18 protein-coding genes are annotated in these 20,025 nt (G+C 60.9%); 14 read left to right on the top strand and 4 right to left on the bottom strand.

What is annotated here, in order from left to right:
- Nucleotides 1–81 precede the first annotated feature (81 nt).
- Complete coding sequence (locus tag O4H53_RS26220; protein ID WP_269367850.1) at nt 82–2,031, bottom strand: 3-hydroxyacyl-CoA dehydrogenase NAD-binding domain-containing protein; 1,950 nt, start codon at nt 2,029–2,031, stop codon at nt 82–84.
- Nucleotides 2,032–2,270: 239 nt separating this feature from the next.
- Here O4H53_RS26220 and O4H53_RS26215 point away from each other — a divergent pair, with 239 nt between their 5' ends.
- The 3 genes from O4H53_RS26215 to O4H53_RS26205 all read left to right on the top strand — a co-directional run bounded on the left by O4H53_RS26215 (nt 2,271) and on the right by O4H53_RS26205 (nt 4,718).
- Nucleotides 2,271–2,666, top strand: coding sequence for an acyl-CoA thioesterase (locus tag O4H53_RS26215; protein ID WP_269367849.1), 396 nt, complete (start codon nt 2,271–2,273; stop codon nt 2,664–2,666).
- A gap of 3 nt (nt 2,667–2,669) precedes the next feature.
- Nucleotides 2,670–3,446: an alpha/beta fold hydrolase gene (locus O4H53_RS26210; RefSeq protein ID WP_269367848.1), complete on the top strand. Its 777-nt coding sequence runs from the start codon at nt 2,670–2,672 to the stop codon at nt 3,444–3,446.
- Nucleotides 3,447–3,659: 213 nt separating this feature from the next.
- Entirely contained in the window at nt 3,660–4,718 is a 1,059-nt protein-coding gene (locus O4H53_RS26205; RefSeq protein WP_269367847.1) for an AbrB family transcriptional regulator, read from the top strand.
- A gap of 6 nt (nt 4,719–4,724) precedes the next feature.
- Here the strand turns inward: O4H53_RS26205 and O4H53_RS26200 are convergent, their stop codons facing one another.
- Both O4H53_RS26200 and O4H53_RS26195 read right to left on the bottom strand, forming a co-directional pair.
- Nucleotides 4,725–6,089, bottom strand: a complete 1,365-nt coding sequence (locus O4H53_RS26200; protein WP_269367846.1) for an aminotransferase-like domain-containing protein — start codon at nt 6,087–6,089, stop codon at nt 4,725–4,727.
- 340 nt (nt 6,090–6,429) lie between these two features.
- Nucleotides 6,430–7,062, bottom strand: a complete 633-nt coding sequence (locus O4H53_RS26195; RefSeq protein ID WP_269367845.1) for a TetR/AcrR family transcriptional regulator — start codon at nt 7,060–7,062, stop codon at nt 6,430–6,432.
- A gap of 82 nt (nt 7,063–7,144) precedes the next feature.
- Between O4H53_RS26195 and O4H53_RS26190 the strand changes: the two genes are divergently transcribed.
- Entirely contained in the window at nt 7,145–8,497 is a 1,353-nt protein-coding gene (locus O4H53_RS26190) for a serine hydrolase domain-containing protein (protein WP_269367844.1), read from the top strand.
- Nucleotides 8,498–8,741: 244 nt separating this feature from the next.
- On the opposite strand, the gene O4H53_RS26185 is transcribed toward O4H53_RS26190, so the two are convergent.
- Nucleotides 8,742–9,761 carry a Hint domain-containing protein gene (locus tag O4H53_RS26185; protein WP_269367843.1) on the bottom strand — a complete coding sequence of 340 codons (1,020 nt, stop codon included), beginning with the start codon at nt 9,759–9,761 and terminating at the stop codon, nt 8,742–8,744.
- 219 nt (nt 9,762–9,980) lie between these two features.
- Here O4H53_RS26185 and ehuR point away from each other — a divergent pair, with 219 nt between their 5' ends.
- From ehuR to doeB, 10 genes are all read left to right on the top strand, one after another.
- Nucleotides 9,981–11,375, top strand: a complete 1,395-nt coding sequence (gene ehuR, locus O4H53_RS26180) for a MocR-like ectoine utilization transcription factor EhuR (protein WP_269367842.1) — start codon at nt 9,981–9,983, stop codon at nt 11,373–11,375.
- A 96-nt stretch (nt 11,376–11,471) separates the two neighbouring features.
- Nucleotides 11,472–12,491 (top strand): TRAP transporter substrate-binding protein, encoded by a 1,020-nt coding sequence (locus O4H53_RS26175; protein ID WP_240313199.1) that lies wholly within the window; start codon nt 11,472–11,474, stop codon nt 12,489–12,491.
- Between the two features lie 147 nt (nt 12,492–12,638).
- The gene (locus O4H53_RS26170; protein WP_269367841.1) at nt 12,639–13,211 is read left to right on the top strand and encodes a TRAP transporter small permease; all 573 of its coding nucleotides are present in this window, start codon (nt 12,639–12,641) and stop codon (nt 13,209–13,211) included.
- Nucleotides 13,212–13,213: 2 nt separating this feature from the next.
- Nucleotides 13,214–14,500 (top strand): TRAP transporter large permease, encoded by a 1,287-nt coding sequence (locus O4H53_RS26165; protein ID WP_269367840.1) that lies wholly within the window; start codon nt 13,214–13,216, stop codon nt 14,498–14,500.
- Nucleotides 14,501–14,513: 13 nt separating this feature from the next.
- On the top strand, nt 14,514–14,951 hold the full coding sequence (locus O4H53_RS26160) for a universal stress protein (protein ID WP_269367839.1): 438 nt from the start codon (nt 14,514–14,516) through the stop codon (nt 14,949–14,951).
- Between the two features lie 32 nt (nt 14,952–14,983).
- A complete protein-coding gene (eutA, locus tag O4H53_RS26155) occupies nt 14,984–15,724 on the top strand; it encodes an ectoine utilization protein EutA (RefSeq protein ID WP_269367838.1) in 741 nt (246 codons plus the stop codon).
- A gap of 20 nt (nt 15,725–15,744) precedes the next feature.
- Complete coding sequence (gene eutB, locus O4H53_RS26150; protein WP_269367837.1) at nt 15,745–16,743, top strand: hydroxyectoine utilization dehydratase EutB; 999 nt, start codon at nt 15,745–15,747, stop codon at nt 16,741–16,743.
- Complete coding sequence (gene eutC, locus O4H53_RS26145; protein ID WP_269367836.1) at nt 16,736–17,728, top strand: ectoine utilization protein EutC; 993 nt, start codon at nt 16,736–16,738, stop codon at nt 17,726–17,728. The genes eutB and eutC overlap by 8 nt, the downstream gene beginning before the upstream one ends.
- 13 nt (nt 17,729–17,741) lie before the next feature.
- Entirely contained in the window at nt 17,742–18,929 is a 1,188-nt protein-coding gene (gene doeA / locus O4H53_RS26140) for an ectoine hydrolase DoeA (protein ID WP_269367835.1), read from the top strand.
- A 3-nt stretch (nt 18,930–18,932) separates the two neighbouring features.
- Nucleotides 18,933–19,925 (top strand): N(2)-acetyl-L-2,4-diaminobutanoate deacetylase DoeB, encoded by a 993-nt coding sequence (doeB, locus tag O4H53_RS26135; RefSeq protein ID WP_269367834.1) that lies wholly within the window; start codon nt 18,933–18,935, stop codon nt 19,923–19,925.
- Nucleotides 19,926–20,025 lie beyond the last annotated feature (100 nt).

Here is a 20,025-nt window from a genome sequence, read left to right as displayed (position 1 = left end):
ACAGATGTCCAAAGGTCTTTTTGTCCGCCATCGCTCTCGCGGCAGTCGTTATCTACTGGCTATGAGTCCTGACCCTAGCGTTCAACCACGGGCCATAAACATCGGCCCACCCTTGTGACGCGGAAAGCCGTAGCCCAGCACCATCACAACGTCGATATCCGCGGCGCTTTCTGCAATCCCCTCGTTCAGGATCGCCTGTCCCTCGGCCTGCATGACGCTCAATATGCGCTGCATGATCTCTTCTGGCGTAAAGTCGCGGCGCGTCCGGCCCGCACGCGCGCTTTCTGCGAGGATGATTTTCTCCACTTCGGGGTCGGGCACCGCTGCGCCGCTGGCGTAATCATACCAGCCTTTGCCGGCCTTGCGCCCCAACCGCCCGGCTTCGCAAAGGTTATCTGCGATCCGGGCATAGCGTTCATCGGCGGGCCGTGTCGCCGCACGGGCCTTGCGTTGCGCCCAGGCAATATCGAGCCCGCTCATGTCCTGGACCTTGTACAGCCCCATCGCAAAACCAAAGCACTCCATCGCGGCGTCAATCTGCTGTGGCAGCGCGCCTTCTTCCAGCATGAATTCGCAATCACGCCGATAGGCCGCCATGATCCGGTTGCCGATGAACCCGTCGCAAACCCCGGCCACCACCGGCACTTTGCGCAGGCGTTTGGCCAAGGCCGCGCCGGTCGCAAGGGCGCGTTCGCCGGTGGCGTCGCCCCGTACCACTTCCAGCAGTTTCATCACGTGAGCCGGTGAGAAGAAATGCAGCCCAAGAATGCGCGACGGGTCACGGGTTGTTTCGGCCAGCCGGTTCACATCCAGATAGGATGTGTTGGTTGCCAGCACCGCGTCGTCGGGCATCACGGCGTCCAGCTTGTTAAATACTTCGCGCTTCACGTCCAGATCCTCGAACACCGCTTCGATCACCAGCGGGCAACCGGCCAGCGCGGCGTAATCCTGCCCGGCGCCAAGTGCCGCCAGCGCCGTGTCCGCCTTGTCCTGCGAGATCACGCCGCGTTTGAGACTGCCCGCGATGGTATCCGCAACACGCGCACCCGCCGTTTCGGCCGCTGACGCATCCCGTTCGACCAGATGCACCTGTGATCCGGCCAGCAACAGCGCCGTAGCAATCCCAGCCCCCATCGTACCGCCGCCGATGACACCGACACGCGACAGGTCCGCCGGTTCGGCCTGCGCGGTTTTCAGGCCTTGGCCCGCACCGCGTTCCGCAAAGAAGATGTGACGCAGCGCAGCTGCCTCCTCGGAGGCGGCAAGACGCAGGAAACGCTCGCGTTCTGCCGACAGGGCTTCGACGACGCCCAGGCTCTGAGCATCCCGCAGGGCACCCAATGCCTCAAGCGGCGCCACAGCACCGCGTGACCGTTTGCGCAACTCTGCTTCCCTGGCCGCCCAGTCGACCGCCGGTCCTGCAACGAGCGGGCGCGCGCGTGTCGGTTGCGGCACACCCTGCCCCGCCAGTTCAAGCGCAAGGCTCTCTGCCTCTTTCACCACATCCTCGGCACACAGCCGATCGACCAGCCCCATGGTTTTTGCCGCCTGCGCCGCCACCGGCTTACCAGTTGTCACCAGTTGAACCGCATCACCCATCGACACCAAACGCGGCAGCCGTACCGTCCCGCCTGACCCGGGAATGATCCCCAGCGACACTTCGGGCAGCCCGAGCTTTGCAGATGTCGATGCAACCCGCCCGTGACAGGCCATCGCCAGCTCCAGCCCGCCGCCAAGGGCCGTCCCATGCACCGCCGCGACCCAAGGCACCGCCGCGTTTTCAATCAGGGCCAGAACATCCGGCAGAAACGGCTCCTGTGGTGTCTGACCCAATTCGCGGATATCCGCGCCCGCAACAAAACTGCGCCCGGCGCATGACAGAACAACGGCCCGCACATCTTTTTGCCGGGCAATGTCGGAACAGGCGGCTGCCAGTCCGGCCCGCACCTGCTGCGACAGGGCATTTACCGGTGGGTTGTCTATAACCACATGCGCCACCGCGCCATGGATCTCACAGGTTACAACCGACATTGTTCAGGCCTCCTCCCATTGGCGACGCCCCTTCGGACGTCTCTTGCGGGCAGGTATAGACAGATCGATGTTGGGCGTGATCAAACAATTCGTTGGGTTCAGGCCAGCCTTCTTAAGGTTAGGCTGGTCCTGCCAACAGCCTGATTGCACCGCCAGTGATTCCAGAAAGGGAGCCCCAGAATGACACAATCCATCTGCACAGAGATCGCCACAGGCACCAACCTCGGAGGCCTGACCTGATGGGCCGCGAAGATCCGCCGCCGCAGGGCAACCCGACCATTCGCACAGTCGCAATGCCGGCAGATACCAACCCTGCCGGAGATATCTTTGGCGGCTGGCTGATGAGCCAGATGGACCTTGCCGCCGGAAATGTTGCCGCCCTGACCTCGGGCGGGCGCAGCGCGACAATTGCAGTGGACGCGATGATATTTCATCGCCCGGTCAAGGTCGGGGACGAGGTGTCGCTTTATGCTTCCCTGATCAAGGTCGGGCGCACGTCGATGGTGATCCATGTGGACGCGTGGCGGCGCCCGCGACAGTCGGACAAAAGCGAAATGGTGACCGAAGCCAACTTTACCTTCGTGGCCCTGGATGATGAAGGCCGCGCCGTGCCGGTAACTTCGGAAAACCCCTGATCCATGCCGCTCGCCTGTTCCGCCGATCCCGACATGGGGCTTCCCCCGCTGCTGATGGTACATGGTCTGCTTGTCAGCCGCCGCCTGTGGGAACCGAACAAACGCCTGGCGCTGAGCTTTCGCCGGATCCGTGTCGATCTGCCCGCGCATGGCGACAGCGGCAGCCCCAGGTCTGCCGCGGAGGCCCAACCAGAATATCTGGTGCGCCAGTTGGACGCCTTGCGGCAGGAGCTGGGGATAGAACGGTGGCACCTTTGCGGTCAGAGTTTTGGTGCCGGGCTTGTGTTGCGCTATGCGCTTGACCTGCCGCAGCACAGTGGCGCGCTGGTGTTCACCAACGCCAATGCCGCGCTCAGGCATGACTGGCCGGATGAGCTGAAAGAAGCGAATGCCAAACGCATCAACGCGCTGAAAGCCAATGGCACCGACGCGCTGCGCGGCCTGCCCTATCACCCGGTCCACGCGCGCCGCTTCCCCGCCGAACTGCGCGCTGCGCTGACCAGGGATGCAGATGGCACCGATCCCGACGGTTTGGCCCTTCTGCTGGGCGAAGGGTTGCCGCGACTGTCCGTCCAGCACCGACTGCAAGAACTGCGCGTGCCTGCCATGCTGATCAACGGCGTGAAGGAGACCAAGTTTCAACCCATTCGGAACTGGCTGTCGCGCATGCATCCCTCCATCGGCATCACCGATCTGGAAGGCGGGCATTCAGTCAACGTCGATTGCAGCGCCGCATTTGACAGCGCCGTGTGTGATTTCCTCGGCAAGGTGCCGCTGTGAAGCAGAACTTTTTGTCAGCCTACCCAAAGCAAAAGACAGGCTTCGGATCAAAAGTGACAACCTGTTGAAATCATGATTCTTTCGCAGATTTCTGATGCCATCGAACGTCTCCGCGGTCTTTGCAATGCCTTACCGCCGCGCTAGGCCGGGAGCAACAAACAGGCCCGACACAGGCCGGTCGACACGGCGACTTTGCCGGAAAGGACCCAATCCATGTCAACACGTCTGAACACTGTTCTTGCTCTGGCGGCATTATACGGTCTGGCAACCTGCGCGGGGTGGGTGTTTTCAAATCTAGGTGTGCCGCTGCCCTGGATGATCGGGCCACTTGTACTGTCTGCAACCGCATATATCAGCGGTGTGATCACCGTGAAAGTTCCCGTCAAAACGCGCCCCTTCGGGCAGATGACCATCGCCGCACAGGTCGGACTGGCCTTTACCCCGGCGGCCCTGACCGCGCTTCTGGCCCTCGCGCCGCTGCTGATCGGCGCGGCGCTGATCACCGCAGTGATCGCCAGCATTGTCGCGGTACTGACAGCCCGCATGGGCAACATGCGTCTGGCGCAGTCGTTTCTGGCCACCTTTCCGACCAGCCCGGTCGAAGCCGCCGTGATGGCCGAAAAGCTGAACATCGACTCGGGCCCCATCGTGCTGTCGCAGACCATGCGCATTGCGGCGGTTGTCATTCTGGTGCCGCTCACCATCTATTCGGTCGATGGCTGGCCCGACCGCAGCGGCCTGATCCGGGGCGGCAGTTTCGATCTGATCGGAAACGGGTTTCTGGCACTTCTGGCAATCAGCGGGGCGCTCCTGTTCAAGAAGCTTCGGCTGTCCAACCCCTATTTCCTGGGTCCGCTGGCCTTCTCGGCTGCGGCTGCGGCGACAGGTCTGGAACCGACGGCCTTTCCGCCGCTGATCCTGTCTGCGGCACAGATCGTGCTTGGCACCTGGCTGGGCAGTGTCTTTCGGCGTGAGCTGCTTCTCAAGGGTGGCCGCCTTGTGGTCACCTCGGCAATCAGCACATTATTGTTGCTGGGGATCGTGTCGGCGGTTGGCGTCGGACTGGCAGCCCTGTTCGATCTGGATTGGGAAATCCTCGTGCTTGGCGTTGCCCCTGGCGGCGTGACGGAAATGGCCCTGACCGCCAAGTTCCTGGGCGTGGACCTGGCGCTGGTCACCGCCTTTCAGCTCACCCGCATCTTTATCTTCATGCCAAACATTCCCTGGGTCATCGCGGCAATCGACCGATATGAAAAACGCCGGCGCCCGTGACGCGACCTAGCCCATATATGCGTTCGGGCTAAGCGTATTTCCCAGAAAATAAAGGTTCTCGCGCAGGGTTTCGCGGGTGACCGATCCGCCCAGGCTGATCCGCAGGCGTTCCTGCGGTGCCCCTGACACGGTAAATGCATCCGCAGGCATGACGCCAAGCTGTCTCCCCGCCAGCCGGGCGACAATATCTGCACGCCCCATACCCTTGGGCAACGCCAGCCAGATATTGAATGCATTTTCAGCCGACTGAAATTCAAAGCCATCCAGCGCATCCCGCGCAATCGCCTGACGCGCCGCACTCTCCGCGCGGATGAACCGGCGGATCCGGTCGGCGGTGCCATCTTCGATCCACTGGGTCACAAGCGCCGTCGAAAGGGGAGAGGGCATAACCGCAAGCGCCCGGATGGCCTGTGCCAGCCGGAAGGCGCATTTCGCGGTCGGCGCCACAGTGTAAGCCAGTCTCAGCCCGGCACCGATACACTTTGCCAGGCCGCCAATGTGCCAGGTCAGCTCCGGTGCGGACAGGGCAATTGGCGCCGGTGCCTTGGCCGGGATGAAGCCATAGGCATCATCTTCGATCAGCGTCAGCGCGTGGCGGCGCAAAACTTCGGCCAGTTCAAGCCGCCGGGTCTCGGGGATTGTATGGGTGGTCGGGTTCTGCAGCGTCGGGTTCAGGTACAGCGCCTTGGGTCCGTGCTCTTCGATTGCCCGCTCAAGCGCATGGGGCAACATCCCATCCGCGTCCCGCGCGACTCCGATCAATGTCAGGCCGAAACGCCCTGCAATATTGCGCAGACCGGGATAGGTGATCTGTTCGCATAACACGCGGTCACCGGGCTTTGCGATGATTGAAAATATCGCAGCCATGGTGGCATGTGCCCCCGGCGTCACCGCAACACGTTCAAGGTTCGGGACCATGCCGCGCATGCTGAGCCAGCTTGACGCTGCCAGACGGTCCTTTTCGGCCCCGATCGGGGATTGATAGCGCAGCAGGCCGATCAAATTGGCGGACACATAATCCAAACCCTGCTTCATGCGCGCCTGCAGATCGGGGTCTGTCGGTTCCGGCGGCATGTTCATCGACAGATCTTCATCGCGCGCCCGCATCGGATCGGGGCCGGAATGCGCGATCTGCCCGGAAATGAAGGTGCCGCGCCCCACATGGCTATCGACCAGCCCGCGAGCCTGCGCCTCTGCATATGCACGCGATACGGTGGTAAAATCGATGCCCAAGGTCTCTGCCAGCTTGCGCTGCGGCGGCAGCCGGTCGCCCATCGCAAGGGTTCCATCAGCTATTTTCTGGGCGATGGCATCTGCAATCGCGATATAGCGCGGCTTGCCGCTTTTCAGAATGTCAGTCGTCCAGGGCATTGATTATCGCTCTCCTACTGACTTGTGCCTATCGAATTGGATCGACAAATTGAAGTGACATTGTATGTATTTTCACCCTCGCGAACAAATTTGTTACAATTGCGCTGCCTGCGGCTCTTAAAAAATCGGCGAAAAATATGACGTTGCGCGCGAATGCCGCGAAAACGTAATGCAAATTTACGGCATATTGTCACAATATTGTATGCTTATTTGGTGTGGTATTGAGTGGTAACAACTGCAGCACGACCACGATCCGGTGAAAGCCCTGACGCGTCGCAGTGCCAGCCGGGCGTCCTGTGCTGGTTTGATCGGGCAGCACCAACATAAAGACAAATGGTGGTTATTCCGCTTTCGTCCGGGGTTGCATTTCAGCGGGCCGAAGCTGGCCACCTCCCTGCAACATCAGCCTGATCTGATCCGCCAGTCGCACCTCAATCTCCTGAACATCGCTCGCGTCCGCTTCGAGAGTCGTCAGGGCCCGGCACACCCCCAGGATCGAATAGGCAGCCACGAAGGTCGTGGCGGGATCAAGCCCGCTCAGCTGCGACCGAACCGCAGGATGCTCGGACACCAGGCGGATCATCTGCATTGCCCGGTCCTGATGTGCCGGAAGCTGCCCCCGCGCCGCATGATGGCTCAGAACGATGCGCCGGACGACGCGATCGGTGCGATGGCGTCTCACCAAAAGCTGGACAAGCCGCCCAACGATATCAGGTTCAGCGGCATTGAGCAGTTCATGTACCGCCAATTCGTCGGCTTCGAGGATGCCTTCCGCCAATGCATCAAGGATGTCGGCCTTGTTCTGGAAATAGCCATAGAGAGACCCGATGCCCACGCCCGCCAGTTCAGCCACCCGATTCGTGGTCAGCGCCTGTGTGCCACCCCTTCGCAAAATGCGAGTGGCCGCGTCAAGAATGGCGGCAACTGTCGCCTGCGAACGGGCCTGGGTTGGTCTACGTCTGTGATCCGGCACGCTAATTCCTCAATTCACGCGGACGTCCAGATCCGCTTGAAACCCGAGTTGAGAATACGAGCATTCCTCGTATTCTCAAGACATGAAGACCGCCCGTTACATAATTTCCCTGCCCGCCCTGGTGCTGATCGCCTCTGTGTTGATCGTGGGGTGCTCCAAGGCGCCGAAGGTGGCCACATCGATGACGGCTCATCTGCTGTGCAGTGAGACCTTTGTCGCCGAGCGTGACACGGAAGAGGTTTTTCAGCACTACATCCGGCGTATCGGCGGCCTCCGACAGGTCTCGCCGGGGCTGAAGTATGCGCTGGATCAGGAGGCCAAAGAGGTTGAGGTGCGGCTGTTCGGAGGATCGGCGTCTGTCGCCGCCCATACATCCGGTCGCGGATGCACGGTACTGAACGACAGCACCCGGCCCCGGCCGAATGAAGCCGCCCTTCAGGATCCGCAGCCGGAAATCACGCCTCAGCACTCAGGCCTGCCAATGCTGGAACGCGCACTGGATGACCTGATGCAAGACACCGACCAGGCCGTCAAAGCGATTGTCATCCTGCAAGATGGCAAGATCCTGTCCGAACGCTATGCGGCGGGAATGTCGGAGCAAACACCGATGTTAAGCTGGTCCGTCGCCAAATCTGTCGTGAACGCCCTGATCGGGATCCTGGTTCGGGACGGCAAGGTCGCACTCCACACCCCTGCCCCTGTCAGGCTCTGGGCCGATCCCAAAGACCCACGGCACAATGTATCCATCGACCAACTCCTGCGCCAGACCAGCGGTCAGCCCTTCGGCGCTGCGAACACAGGCTTCGATCCCGCTTCGCAAATGCTGTTCCTGTCAGCTGACACCGCAGCACGTTCCGCATCCGCAACATTCGCCGAGCCTGGCACGCGCTGGTCCTACACCGACGGTAACTATGCCATCCTCTCGGGCATCCTTCGCGACGTCATCGGCGGCCAGCCAGGGGACATCGCCGCCTTTGCAAAAGACGAGCTTTTTGGTCCGGTTGGGATGCATTCCGCAGTGATGGAATTCGATCAGGCCGGCGCGCCGATGGGTGCCGCCTTCATCTATGCGACAGCGCGGGACTGGGCGCGGTTCGGGCAGCTTTACCTGGATAACGGAACCGTCGGTTCCCGCAGAATCCTGCCCGACGGCTGGGTGACCTATTCGACCACACCGACGCCCTTGGCCGACGGCGGTTATGGCGCGGGCTTCTGGGTGAATGACGGGCCGAGCCACGGCGCCCGGCAGCGACGCAAGATGGGCGCCCCGGCGGGTTCCTATTTCGCAAGCGGGAACTTCGGCCAGGTCGTACTGGTGGTCCCGTCACAGCGCCTGGTCATTGCACGTTTCAGCGAGAGCGTGTTGCCCGCTGCAACCACATTCGGTGCCACTGTCAACGTGCTAAGGGCAATCCCTGACGCGTCACTTGAATGAAGCGCGTTGTTGAATCGGCATCGTCAACCTGTCGGGCCTTGCCGGAAAGGATCCCCGCGCCGAGAGCATGACGGTGATGATCTGCTGCTCCGGCGCGAAAGCGCGCGTCTGGCGCCGGATCTCCAGGGCTAGCCGGGGCGCTGATGGCAATCATGCCGATCCCGGGTCATGCGCATCCGTCCGGCTTGCCCCTCAGCATTGCATGCTGCCTGAAAACAGGAAAAGCGCTGCACATAGTGTCGCATCAGGCCCGGACACCCTTTCGATTGAGCACGGGGACAGGGGTCGGCAACCCCCTGCCGGCATGGCGCGCTGCGAGTGCGCGACCATCGCGCACAGTCAGCATAGGGCGCGCCGGCGCGCTTGCACCGGGGGCGCCAATAATCCGCCGAAGTCTTTGTTGCGCGGCGGGGGCAAGACCGCGCAGTGCCATCGGTCCCGCATGCAGGCTCTCCGTCAGAACGCCGTCGACCATGATGATTTCATGACGTTCAAAGGCGAGGTGCAGATATTGGACCGCCCGTTTCCCCTGCATTACACGCACCCCGCGCAGCGCAAGCAGCGACTTGGCGGGCACCAGAACCTCTCCGCGCCGGTCGCAGCGCAGCAACAGCCGGTGCTGTGGCGACACCACCAGCCGCCCGCCGCTGCCTATGGTTCCCGCCGGGATCAGGATCGGCTTGTGTGGATGCGGTCCGGCAGAAAACCTCAGGTGACGACCTGCCACCATGCGCAGCGGCTGCGCCCCGTGGTCGAGCGTCCAGACCATCTCGCTTTCTCGCAAATGCTCAACCGGAACCTCGCCCCGCTCTGTCCGAACCATCGCGCCCGGAGTAAAACAGGCCGGGCTGTAAGACATGCTGGCACTGTCCTGAACCCCCACGATAAGCAGGTTTTCCCCCGTGGGCGGCGCGGCACCTACAAAGGCAAACCATTCGACAAAGAAATTGTTGTGATCGGCGGTGACGGCAGCCAGCTCATACTGGTTGCCGAGGGCATCCTCGACCGTCAGCATGTATTCGTTCTGAACATTCGTCCCGGCCCAAAAGGGAAAATAATCGTAGGTCAGCGATTGCGTGAAATCATCATCGGCAAAGCTGCCGTCGTCATCCGTGACCGAAACGGTGTCGATTATCGCCCACGGATAGAGGTAGATCGTATCCGTTCCCACATTCCAGCTGCCGCCATCGGGGGAATGAACAGCACCCCAGTTCGAGGTATGCATCTGAGACAGGTCGAAGAAATTAAGATCATAATCTGGCATGGCACAGCCGCTGTTTTTTCAGCGAGAACTTCGCACAGGGCAGTTAACCGGCGCTGAACGCCCTGAAACAAAGCAAGTGCCAGGGCCAATCTCGAAACGCAGGGCGCGTTCCTTGCGCGCGTCCTGTGTTCCGCCCCGCGTTCCAAATCCACCCTGCCGGGGCCTGTTGCTGTCGAATGATCTGCTTGTATGCGCGGGGGGATTGAACAATATTGTCGCATGACAAATTGGTTGCCCTCCCGAGAATCGCTCAAATCGCCGCTGCATGTCAGCCTTGCCCAGACCATTGCGGATGCAATCCATGACGGAAGGTTGTCGCATGGACGGAAACTGCCAACCCATCGGCAGCTGGCCGACGACCTGAAGCTGAGCGTAAATACCGTCAGCAAGGCCTATGACATCCTGCGCCGCCAGAACCTGATCGACGGTCAGATCGGGCGTGGCAGCTATGTCATGGATTCAGCAACATCCGAGGAACAGCCCTTCAAACTGGAATCCGAGCCGGAAAACCTGTTTGACATGTCGATATCGCGCCCATTGTTCAACCGCATGCATGTCGACGCAATGCGGTCGACCCTGCAGACAATGCACACCAACCTCGATCCGGCGCTTTACCTTTCGACCCGCCCCAATATCGGCCATGAAAAACACCGGAAGACCGGTGTCAAATGGCTGGCGGCATGCGGGCTCGAAACCCGCGCGGAATCGGTTCTGATGACAAATGGGGTGACCCATGGCCTGTCGGCCGCGCTGTCGGCTGTCCTGCATCCCGGCGATGTCATCCTGTCGGACACGGTGACCCATCACCTGCTGGTTTCAAGCGCGGCCTACTTCGGTTTTCGCCATATTGGGCTGGAAACCGATGAACATGGCATCCTGCCGGATCAACTGGCGAAAGCCTGCTCTGAATTTTCGCCCAAGGCCTTGTATTTGCTGCCATCCCTGGCCAATCCGAATGTGCATATGATGCCCGACGAACGGCGCAGACAGATCGCGGATATTGCCCGCCAGCACGGGCTGTACATCATTGAAAACGATGTGTTCGGCCCGGTCGCCACGGATCGCCAGACGCCGGTTTCACAATTCGCGCCCGAGCTTTCGATCTATCTGACAAGTTTCACCAAATGCGCGGTCAGTGGATTGCGCGCAGGTTACGTTGTCGGGCCGGACCACCTGTTACCGGCGTTGACGGCCCGGTTGATGGTCTTTGGCTGGATGGCGACCCCATTGATCTGCGAACTGGCATCGCGCTGGGTAGAGGACGGCACGGCGCAGGCGATGGCGGATTGGCAGCGGGTGGAAATCGGCAAGCGGTACAGCATCGCATCACAGGAGCTTTCCAGGTTCAACTGGAAGGGTCACCCCTCGGGGCTGCATCTGTGGTTGCAACTGCCGCCGGACTGGGATTCGAGCTCCTTCAGCTCCCATGCCCGGCAGCTGAATGTGGCTGTGTCACCGGAATCTCCGTTCCTTGCGCCCAGGTCCACACCCAGAAACGCCGTGCGCGTTTCCCTGGGCAGCATTCGTGACACGGAGCGCTTCCGGCAGGCCCTCAGACTGCTGGCCTCCCTGCTGTCGCGCCCGCGAGAGCCGCTTCCTCAGTTCGCCTACTGAAATTGTCCCACAACAATAAATAAATTGACTCACAGTTCAATGTTCGGAAAGTGATGCGATATCGCAAACTGAACATAAAACAACTGGGAGAATAGTATGACTGGATTCGCAGGGAAAACGTTGCGCCTCTGCGCGCCGCTGATGGCGGCGGCACTGATGGCGGGCACGGCGCATGCTGACAACTGGCGCTATGCCATGGAAGAAGGGCTGACAGATCCGCAGGGATTGTATGCCACCAAATTCAAGGAAGAAATCGAAGCCAATTCCGACCACACGGTGCAGATCTATCCGGTCGGCTCGCTTGGTGAATCCGCCGATGCCATGGAACAGGCCCAGGCCGGTCTGCTTCAGTTCATCGACCAGTCACCGGGCTTCACCGGTGCCCTGATCCCGGAGGCCGAAGCCTTCCTGGTGCCCTATATCCAGCCAACCGACCCTCAAGTGGTGCGCAAATTCTTCAAGGAAAGCGTTGCCATCAACGAGATGTTCCACGGCATCTATCGTGAACAGGGTCTGGAGCTGCTGGCGGTTTTCCCCGAGGGCGAACAAGTGGTCACAACGATGGAAGAATTCCGCACGCCCGAGGATCTGGAAGGGATGAAGATCCGCACCATGACCTCGCCGCTGCTGCTGGAAACCTATACCGCCTTCGGCGCATCGCCGATTGCCATGGCATGGGGTGAACTGATCGGCGCCTTGAAAACCAACATGGTGGACGGGCAGGAAAACCCGGCGATCTGGATCGAGGCCTATGGGCTCGACAATCTGACCAAGGTGATGACCTATACCGGCCACGGCCAGTACACCACGGCGGTCATGGCCAATGCCGATTTTTATGACGGGTTGAGCGATGAGGACAAACAGCTTGTCCAGAACGCCTCCCAGGCGGCGCATGACTATATCCTGGATGTCGCGGTCGAGCTGGATGCCAAAGGTCTGGCCAAGATCAAGGAAACCAACCCCGATTACACCATCGTCCGGCTGACCGAGGAAGAACGCGCCGCCTTCAAGGAACGCGCAAAGGCGGTCGAGGCGGCATTTGTGGAACGTGCCGGTGAGCGCGGCGCAGAGATCCTTGAGCAAATGAAAAAAGACCTGGCCGCCGCGCAGCAGTAGTTTGCCAAACCCGGCGCAACACGCGCCAGAAACCGGCCAATTGCGGGCCCAGACCGGATGTCCGGGCCCGCAACCTCTGTACCGACAGGCCCGACAAGCAAGAACGACGCGGGCCACCAAGGCGGCACCTGCCAACGGGGAGCAACAATGAACGATACAACGCAAAAACGGGCGGGACTGGCCGGTATCATTGATGCCATCGACGGCGGCATTGCCGCGCTCGAACGGGTCATCATGGCGGCCGGTGTGATCCTGATGGCAATCAACACCATCGCGAATGTGATCAGCCGGTTCGTATTCAACCATTCCATCATCTTTGCCGAAGAACTGAACAGTATCTTCATCCTGTTGGTGACCTTTGCCGGGATCGGCTACGCGGCACGCCATGGGCGGCACATCCGGATGTCCGCAATCTCCGATGCGCTGCCGGAGCGGGCCAGGAAAATCCTGATCATCATCATCACCGCGGTAACGGCGGTTCTGTTGCTGGTGCTCGCCTGGTATGCGGTGCAGTACATCATCAGCCTTCAGGCTAAGGGCCGGGTCTATCCGGCACTCGGGATACCGATCTATATCAGCTACCTATGGGTGCCGATTGGCCTGTTCGTGACGGGCGTTCAATACGCGCTGACCTTTCTGCGCAATCTTCAGGAACCTGAAATCTACCTGGCAACCGACCTGCGTGAGGCGGATGCGCAGGAACTGGAATTGGAGGTCTGACAATGGCACTCGTGATGTTTTCCGTGATGATCGTGCTTCTGCTTCTGGGCTTTCCGATGATGGTTCCGCTGATCGCCGGGGCGTTTATCGGCGTGATCGAACTCTTCGGCACAATCGACAAGACCGAATTCATGATCCAGCAGATGCTGGGCGGCATCCGCCCTTCCTCCCTGATCGCCGTGCCGATGTTCATCCTCGCAGCCGACATCATGACGCGGGGGGAATCGGCCGGGCGGCTGATCGACATGGTAATGGCCTTCATCCGACACATCCGGGGTGGTCTGGCCGTCAGCACCGCCTCGGCCTGTGCCTTGTTCGGGGCCGTGTCGGGCTCCACCCAGGCCACGGTTGTGGCCGTCGGCACCCCCCTCAGACCCCGGATGCTGAAAGGCGGCTACAAGGATTCCTTCGTGCTCGCCCTGATCGTCAACTCTAGCGACATCGCCTTTCTGATCCCGCCCAGCATCGGGATGATCATCTATGGCGTCGTGGCCAAGGCCTCGATCCCCGAGCTGTTCATCGCCGGGCTTGGCCCCGGCCTGCTGATCCTGTTCATGTTTTCGATCTACAGCATGATCTATGCAAAGATTAACAACGTGCCAACAGAACCAAAGGCCAGCTGGAGCGAAAGGATCACATCGGTCAGACGCGCATTATGGCCACTCGGGTTCCCGGTTCTGATCATTGGCGGCATCTTTTTCGGCATCTTCAGCCCGACAGAAGCCGCCGCAATCAGCGTGGCCTATGCCTTTGTCCTTGAGACTTTTATCTTCCGCACGATGAAGGTCACCGACCTGTATCATGTGGCCCTGTCCACCGGGATGGTCACCGCCGTGGTCTTTATCCTCGTGGGCGCTGGGGCGGCCTTTGCCTGGGTCCTCTCTTTTGCGCAGATCCCGCAACAGATCCTGGGTGCAATCGGGGTGGATGAGATGGGGCAGATCGGTGTGCTTTTCACCATTGCCATCGCCTTCTTCATCGGCTGCATGTTTGTCGATCCGATCGTGGTCATCCTGATCTTTGTGCCGATCTTTGCCCCGGTGGTGGAAAAGACGGGCCTTGATCCGATCCTTGTCGGCACGCTGATCACATTGCAGGCCGCCATCGGTTCGGCCACCCCGCCCTTCGGATGCGATATCTTCACGGCAGTTGCGGTCTTCAAACGTCCCTATCTGGACGTGATCCGCGGCACCCCGCCTTTCGTGGCCATGTTGCTGAGCGTCTCGGTCTTGATGATCTTCTTCCCGCAAATCGCGCTGTTCCTGCGCGACGTCGCCTTCGCCAAGTAAACGGAGCACGGATATGTTCAAATCAATACTGATTGCCTTCGACGGGTCTGACGGATCGGAATCTGCGTTGCGCAAGGGCGCGGAACTCGCAAAACTCTGCGGTGCCGAATTGACAGTTCTGACACTTCACCGGCACCATTCCGTGCTGGAGGGTTCCATGTATGTGACCGATGCCGAAAAGCCCGACAATGTCGACGAGATCATGAAGGCTCATGCCAAGGAAATCGCCGAGCGTGGCGCCGCCATCGCGCGCGAAAGCGGCTGCACAAAGATCAGGGCCTTCGTCAAAGGCGGCCCCACGGCACGGACCATCGTCAGCTTTTCGCAGGAACACGAAAATGACCTGATCGTCATGGGCAGCCGTGGCATGGGATCAATCGAAGGGTTTTTGCTGGGGAGTGTCTCTCACAAGGTGACAAGCCTCTCGCAATGCCCGGTTCTGGTTGTGTGAGCGGTCCCGTGACGCCGAGGGGCCAGGCTTCGATGTCTTCCGTGGCGGCCCGGCTGGATGCCCGTGCGATTGCAAAACGGATCGGGCTGGTGGTGCTGGCCACGGACCACACGACAGAAGCGGATTTCGCGCGCCTGATGCAGGGGCGGGATGTCGGGGTTTACGTCAACCGCATCCCCTATGAGAACCCGACGACCCATGAAAGCCTGCAGCGGACCGGTGCGCTTCTGGCGGCGGCGGCGGCAGATATCCTGCCGGATGAACCTCTGGACGTGCTGGTCTATGGGTGCACCGCGGCCTCTGTGGTTCTGGGAAACGATCAGGTTGCGGCGGCGATGAACAGCGCGAAACCCGACACGCCCTGCGTGACGCCCAGCTCGGCCGCCTTCGATGCCTTTGCCGCCCTGGGGGTCAGGAAAATCAGCGTGCTTACACCCTATACGCAGGATGTGACCGATACGCTTGTGCGCTATTTCTCCGATCACGGGCCGGAGGTGATCAATGCGACCTGTCTTGGCCTGTCCGATGATCGCGACATGGCGCGGCTGTCAAAGGACAGCATCATCGAAGCCGCAGTCGCCGCCTGCGACGCGGGCTCTGATGCGGTCTTTATCTCTTGTACGGCGCTGCGTGCGCTGGATTGTGTGGCTCAAATCGAAGCCCGCCTGGGCAAGCCGGTGATCACCTCCAATCAGGCGATGATCTGGCGCTGCATGCGGCATCTTGCGATTGCGGATAACGTACCTTCAGGCGGTACGCTGTTCACCAGGTAGATCATAGACAGGACGGAAAGATGGGCTCTGGAATTACACTTCAGACAAGTTACGCTGCGCGCGCACGGATCGCAGGCACGATACGGCGGACGCCGACCGTGGCGTCGGAAACGCTGAGCATTGCGACAGGCGGCGACATTCGCCTGAAGCTTGAAAACACACAGATCACCGGCAGCTTCAAACTGCGCGGGGCCACCAATGCGGTCCTGTCTCTCAGCGAGGCGCAGCGCGCCCGGGGCGTTGTCGGAGTATCGACCGGCAATCACGGGCGCGGCCTTGCCTATGCCGCCGCCCAGGCCGGGGTACGCTGCATCATCTGCATGTCCGGACTGGTGCCGCAGAACAAGGTGGACGGGATCAAGGCGCAGGGCGCCGAGGTGCGCATCGTCGGGCGCAGCCAGGACGACGCGCAGGTCGAGGTCGACAGGCTGGTGGGTGAAGGCATGGTCATGCTGCCCCCCTTTGACCACCCCGATATCATCGCAGGGCAAGGCACCGTGGCGCTGGAGATCCTGGAACAGGCCCCCGACCTGCAAAGTGTTCTGGTGCCCCTGTCCGGGGGCGGGCTGATCTCGGGCGTGGCCATGGTGATGAAGGCGGCCAACCCGGCGATCCGTGTGATCGGTATCTCGATGGAACGCGGTGCGGCGATGCACGCGTCGTTGAACGCCGGGAAACCGGTGATGGTGGAAGAAGTCGCAACACTGGCGGATTCCCTGGGTGGCGGCATCGGGATGGACAACGCCCATACCTTTGCCATGACCCGCGATCTGGTGGATGAGATCGTGCTGGTCACAGAACCCGAAATCGCCGCCGCCATTCGCCACGCCTATTGGCAGGAACGCCAGGTCATCGAAGGGTCAGGCAGCGTCGGCATCGCCGCCTTGCTGGCGGGCAAGATCGACAAGCCGGGGCGCTGTGTCTCACTGATCTCCGGTCAGAACATCGACATGAGCCTGCATCACCGGATCATCTCCGGCGAAGATGTGGATGTTGCGGCAGGGGTGAAAAATGCCTGAGATCAAGATCCTGACCGAAGCCGAACTGCGCGAACTGGTGCCGCTGGATGACGATGCGGTGACCTGTGTCGAGGAGGGTTTCACGGCATTGGCCGGGGGCAAGGTTGTCATGCCGCCGATCATGACCCTGATGGTCCCCGACCACAACGGCGAGGTCTGTGTCAAATCCGCCTATGTCCCCGGTGTCGACAGCTTTGCCATGAAGATGAGCCCGGGGTTCTTCGACAACCCCAAACTGGGCCTTCCCAGCACCACCGGGCTCATGGTCCTGTTCTCCAGCCGGACCGGGATGCTTGAGGCGCTGCTTCTGGACAATGGCTATCTCACGGATGTGCGCACCGCGGCGGCCGGGGCCGTCGCTGCCCGACATCTTGCGCGGAAGGATGCGGCACACGCCTGCATCCTGGGTGCGGGGGTGCAGTCCGCCCTGCAGCTCAAGGCGCTGCTGCTGGTGCGCGAGGTCAAAAGCGCGGTGATCTGGGCCCGCGACATTGCCAAGGCAAAGGCAATGGCCACGCGCCTGTCAGACGAGCTGGGGATCGATGTCACCGCCGAGGCGGACATCGCAGGCGCGGTAAAAGCCGCAGATATCGTGGTGACCACCACGCCGTCATCGGAGCCCCTGATCATGGCGGACTGGCTGCAACCGGGACAATTGATCATCGCGATGGGCTCGGACCAGGAGCACAAATCCGAACTGGCGCCGGCCTGTCTGTCCAGGGCGACGCTCTACGTCCCTGACTCTCAGGCGCAATGCGCGGTCAAGGGCGAGCTGCGCGCCGCCATTGAGGCGGGCGTGATACCCGCCGGTCGCAGATTTCCGGAACTGGGCGATATCACAGCGGGCAAGGCGCCGGGTCGCCGCTCCGATGCCGATATCATCATCGCCGATCTCACCGGCACTGGCGTTCAGGACACCGCCATTGCCACTCTTGCCCGCCAACGTGCTCAGGCCGCTGGCAAGGGTGCCACCTTCAGCAGCTAGACGGGGTACAATCATGCCAACGCCAAAACTCCAATTCTCCCGCGATGAATTCAACGCGCGCATCGTCAAGACACGCCAGGCCATGCAACAGCGCGGCCTTGACCTGCTGATCATCTCCGACCCCAGCAACATGAACTGGCTGACGGGCTATGATGGCTGGTCCTTTTACGTGCATCAATGCGTGGTACTGGGGCTGGAGGGAGAACCGATCTGGTATGGGCGCGGGCAGGATGCCAATGGCGCGCTCAGAACCTGTTTCATGGATCCCGCCAACATCATCGGCTACCCCGACCAATACGTCCAATCGACAGAGCGGCACCCGATGGATTATCTCTCGGCGCAATTGGCCGACCGCAAGCTGGCAAAGGGCACAATCGGTGTCGAGATGGACAATTACTGGTTCTCGGCAGCGGCCTTTGCATCGCTTCAGACCCACCTGCCCGACGCACGCTTTGCCGATGCCACAGCGCTGGTCAACTGGCAGCGTGCCGTGAAATCCGAGACCGAGCTTGACTACATGCGCATCGCCGGGCGCATCGTGGGTCGCATGCATGAGCGCATCTTTGACAAGGTCGAACCGGGCATCCGCAAATGCGACCTGGTGGCAGATATCTATGACGCGGGCCTGCGCTTTGACCCCGAGATCGGCGGCGGTGGCGATTATCCGGCAATTGTGCCGCTCCTGCCCTCCGGCTCGGATGCCGCCGCGCCGCATCTGACATGGGATGACGCGCCGATGAAATCCGGCGAAGGCACCTTTTTTGAGATTGCAGGCGCCTACCGCCGCTACCATTGCCCGCTGTCACGCACGGTCTTTCTGGGCAAGCCGACACAGACTTTCCTGGATGCGGAGAAAGCGGTGCTCGAAGGCATGGAAGCAGGGCTGGAGGCGGCCAAGGAAGGCAATCTCTGCGAAGATATCGCCCATGCGTTTTTCAAGGTGCTCAGGAAATACGGGATCGAGAAGGACAACCGCACCGGATATCCCATCGGCGTCAGCTATCCCCCCGATTGGGGCGAACGGACCTTTTCGCTGCGCCCGGGCGACAAGACGGTGCTGCAGGAAAACATGACAATGCATTTCATGACCGGCCTCTGGATGGAGGACTGGGGCTTTGAAATCACCGAAAGCATTCGCATCACAAAGACAGGCCATGAATGCCTCTCCGATGTGCCGCGCAAAATGGTCGTGAAGGATTAGGCGATGAAGAAAAACCCGATTGCGCCGACAATACCGTTTGATCGCGACGGTATTCACCACGGCTTTCTGCGGCTGCCTTACAGCTGTGATGACAGCGCATGGGGGTCCATCATGATCCCGATCACCGTGATCAGGAATGGCGATGGCCCGACCGCGCTGCTGACCGGCGGCAACCATGGTGACGAATACGAAGGCCCGGTCGCCCTGCAAGAGATGACAGTCACCCTGAAACCCGAAGACATCACAGGCCGGGTGATCATTGTGCCCGCATTCAACTATCCGGCCTTTCGCGCAGGTCGGCGCACCTCGCCCCTCGACATGGGCAATATGAACCGGGCCTTTCCGGGTCGCCCCGACGGGACGCCGACACAAAAGATCGCCGATTATTTTCAGCGCAGCTTGCTGCCGATGGCCGATCTGGTGGTGGATTTTCATTCCGGGGGAAAGACGCTCGATTTCGTGCCTTTCGCAGCGGCGCATATCCTCGAAGACAAGACCCAGCAGGCCGCCTGTCTGGCCGCAATGCAGGCCTTCAACGCCCCCTTCTCGGTGCAGCTTTTCGAGATCGACAATGTCGGCATGTATGATACCGCTGTGGAGGCGATGGGAAAGGTGCTGGTCACGACCGAACTCGGCGGGGGCGGCACCGCGACGGCCAGGACCATCGGCATCGCCAAGAAAGGGCTGCGCAACGTGCTGATCCACGCGGGAATATTACGAGGCGAAATGCAGATTGATCCCACGGTTCAGCTCGATATGCCCGATGGCGATTGTTTCACCTTCTCCGAGGAGGACGGGCTGTGCGAGCCAATCGTCGATTTGGGCGACGAGGTTGCCAAAGGCGATCTTGTGGCGCGGGTCTGGCCCGTCGACCGCACGGGTGTCGCCCCGACCGAACTCAGGGCCAAGCGGTCCGGCATTCTGATCAGCCGTCACTTTCCCGGGCTGGTCAAGGCCGGCGATTGCGCAGCGGTGATCGGTCTGACTGTCAACTAAAGTTTCGGGGAATGGTCGAAGCACTAGGTCGTGTTGACATTCATTGTCGCCCACCCGCGCGAGACGGATTTTGCCGCTGGCGCCCTGATGTGAGCGCAGC

Source organism: Sulfitobacter sp. G21635-S1 (assembly GCF_027213915.1).
In the GTDB taxonomy this organism is placed as follows: domain Bacteria; phylum Pseudomonadota; class Alphaproteobacteria; order Rhodobacterales; family Rhodobacteraceae; genus Sulfitobacter.
The sequence above is the reverse complement of the archived record's forward strand: the minus strand, read 5'-3'. Positions and strand labels throughout refer to the sequence as shown.

Bases quoted from the DNA above. Each gene is read 5' to 3' on its own strand.
- O4H53_RS26220 (WP_269367850.1), bottom strand. From the start codon at position 2,031: ATGTCGGTTGTAACCTGTGAGATCCATGGCGCGGTGGCGCATGTGGTT.
- O4H53_RS26215 (WP_269367849.1), top strand. From the start codon at position 2,271: ATGGGCCGCGAAGATCCGCCGCCGCAGGGCAACCCGACCATTCGCACA.
- O4H53_RS26210 (WP_269367848.1), top strand. From the start codon at position 2,670: ATGCCGCTCGCCTGTTCCGCCGATCCCGACATGGGGCTTCCCCCGCTG.
- O4H53_RS26205 (WP_269367847.1), top strand. From the start codon at position 3,660: ATGTCAACACGTCTGAACACTGTTCTTGCTCTGGCGGCATTATACGGT.
- O4H53_RS26200 (WP_269367846.1), bottom strand. From the start codon at position 6,089: ATGCCCTGGACGACTGACATTCTGAAAAGCGGCAAGCCGCGCTATATC.
- O4H53_RS26190 (WP_269367844.1), top strand. From the start codon at position 7,145: ATGAAGACCGCCCGTTACATAATTTCCCTGCCCGCCCTGGTGCTGATC.
- O4H53_RS26185 (WP_269367843.1), bottom strand. From the start codon at position 9,761: ATGCCAGATTATGATCTTAATTTCTTCGACCTGTCTCAGATGCATACC.
- ehuR (WP_269367842.1), top strand. From the start codon at position 9,981: ATGACAAATTGGTTGCCCTCCCGAGAATCGCTCAAATCGCCGCTGCAT.
- O4H53_RS26175 (WP_240313199.1), top strand. From the start codon at position 11,472: ATGACTGGATTCGCAGGGAAAACGTTGCGCCTCTGCGCGCCGCTGATG.
- O4H53_RS26170 (WP_269367841.1), top strand. From the start codon at position 12,639: ATGAACGATACAACGCAAAAACGGGCGGGACTGGCCGGTATCATTGAT.
- O4H53_RS26165 (WP_269367840.1), top strand. From the start codon at position 13,214: ATGGCACTCGTGATGTTTTCCGTGATGATCGTGCTTCTGCTTCTGGGC.
- O4H53_RS26160 (WP_269367839.1), top strand. From the start codon at position 14,514: ATGTTCAAATCAATACTGATTGCCTTCGACGGGTCTGACGGATCGGAA.
- eutA (WP_269367838.1), top strand. From the start codon at position 14,984: ATGTCTTCCGTGGCGGCCCGGCTGGATGCCCGTGCGATTGCAAAACGG.
- eutB (WP_269367837.1), top strand. From the start codon at position 15,745: ATGGGCTCTGGAATTACACTTCAGACAAGTTACGCTGCGCGCGCACGG.
- eutC (WP_269367836.1), top strand. From the start codon at position 16,736: ATGCCTGAGATCAAGATCCTGACCGAAGCCGAACTGCGCGAACTGGTG.
- doeA (WP_269367835.1), top strand. From the start codon at position 17,742: ATGCCAACGCCAAAACTCCAATTCTCCCGCGATGAATTCAACGCGCGC.
- doeB (WP_269367834.1), top strand. From the start codon at position 18,933: ATGAAGAAAAACCCGATTGCGCCGACAATACCGTTTGATCGCGACGGT.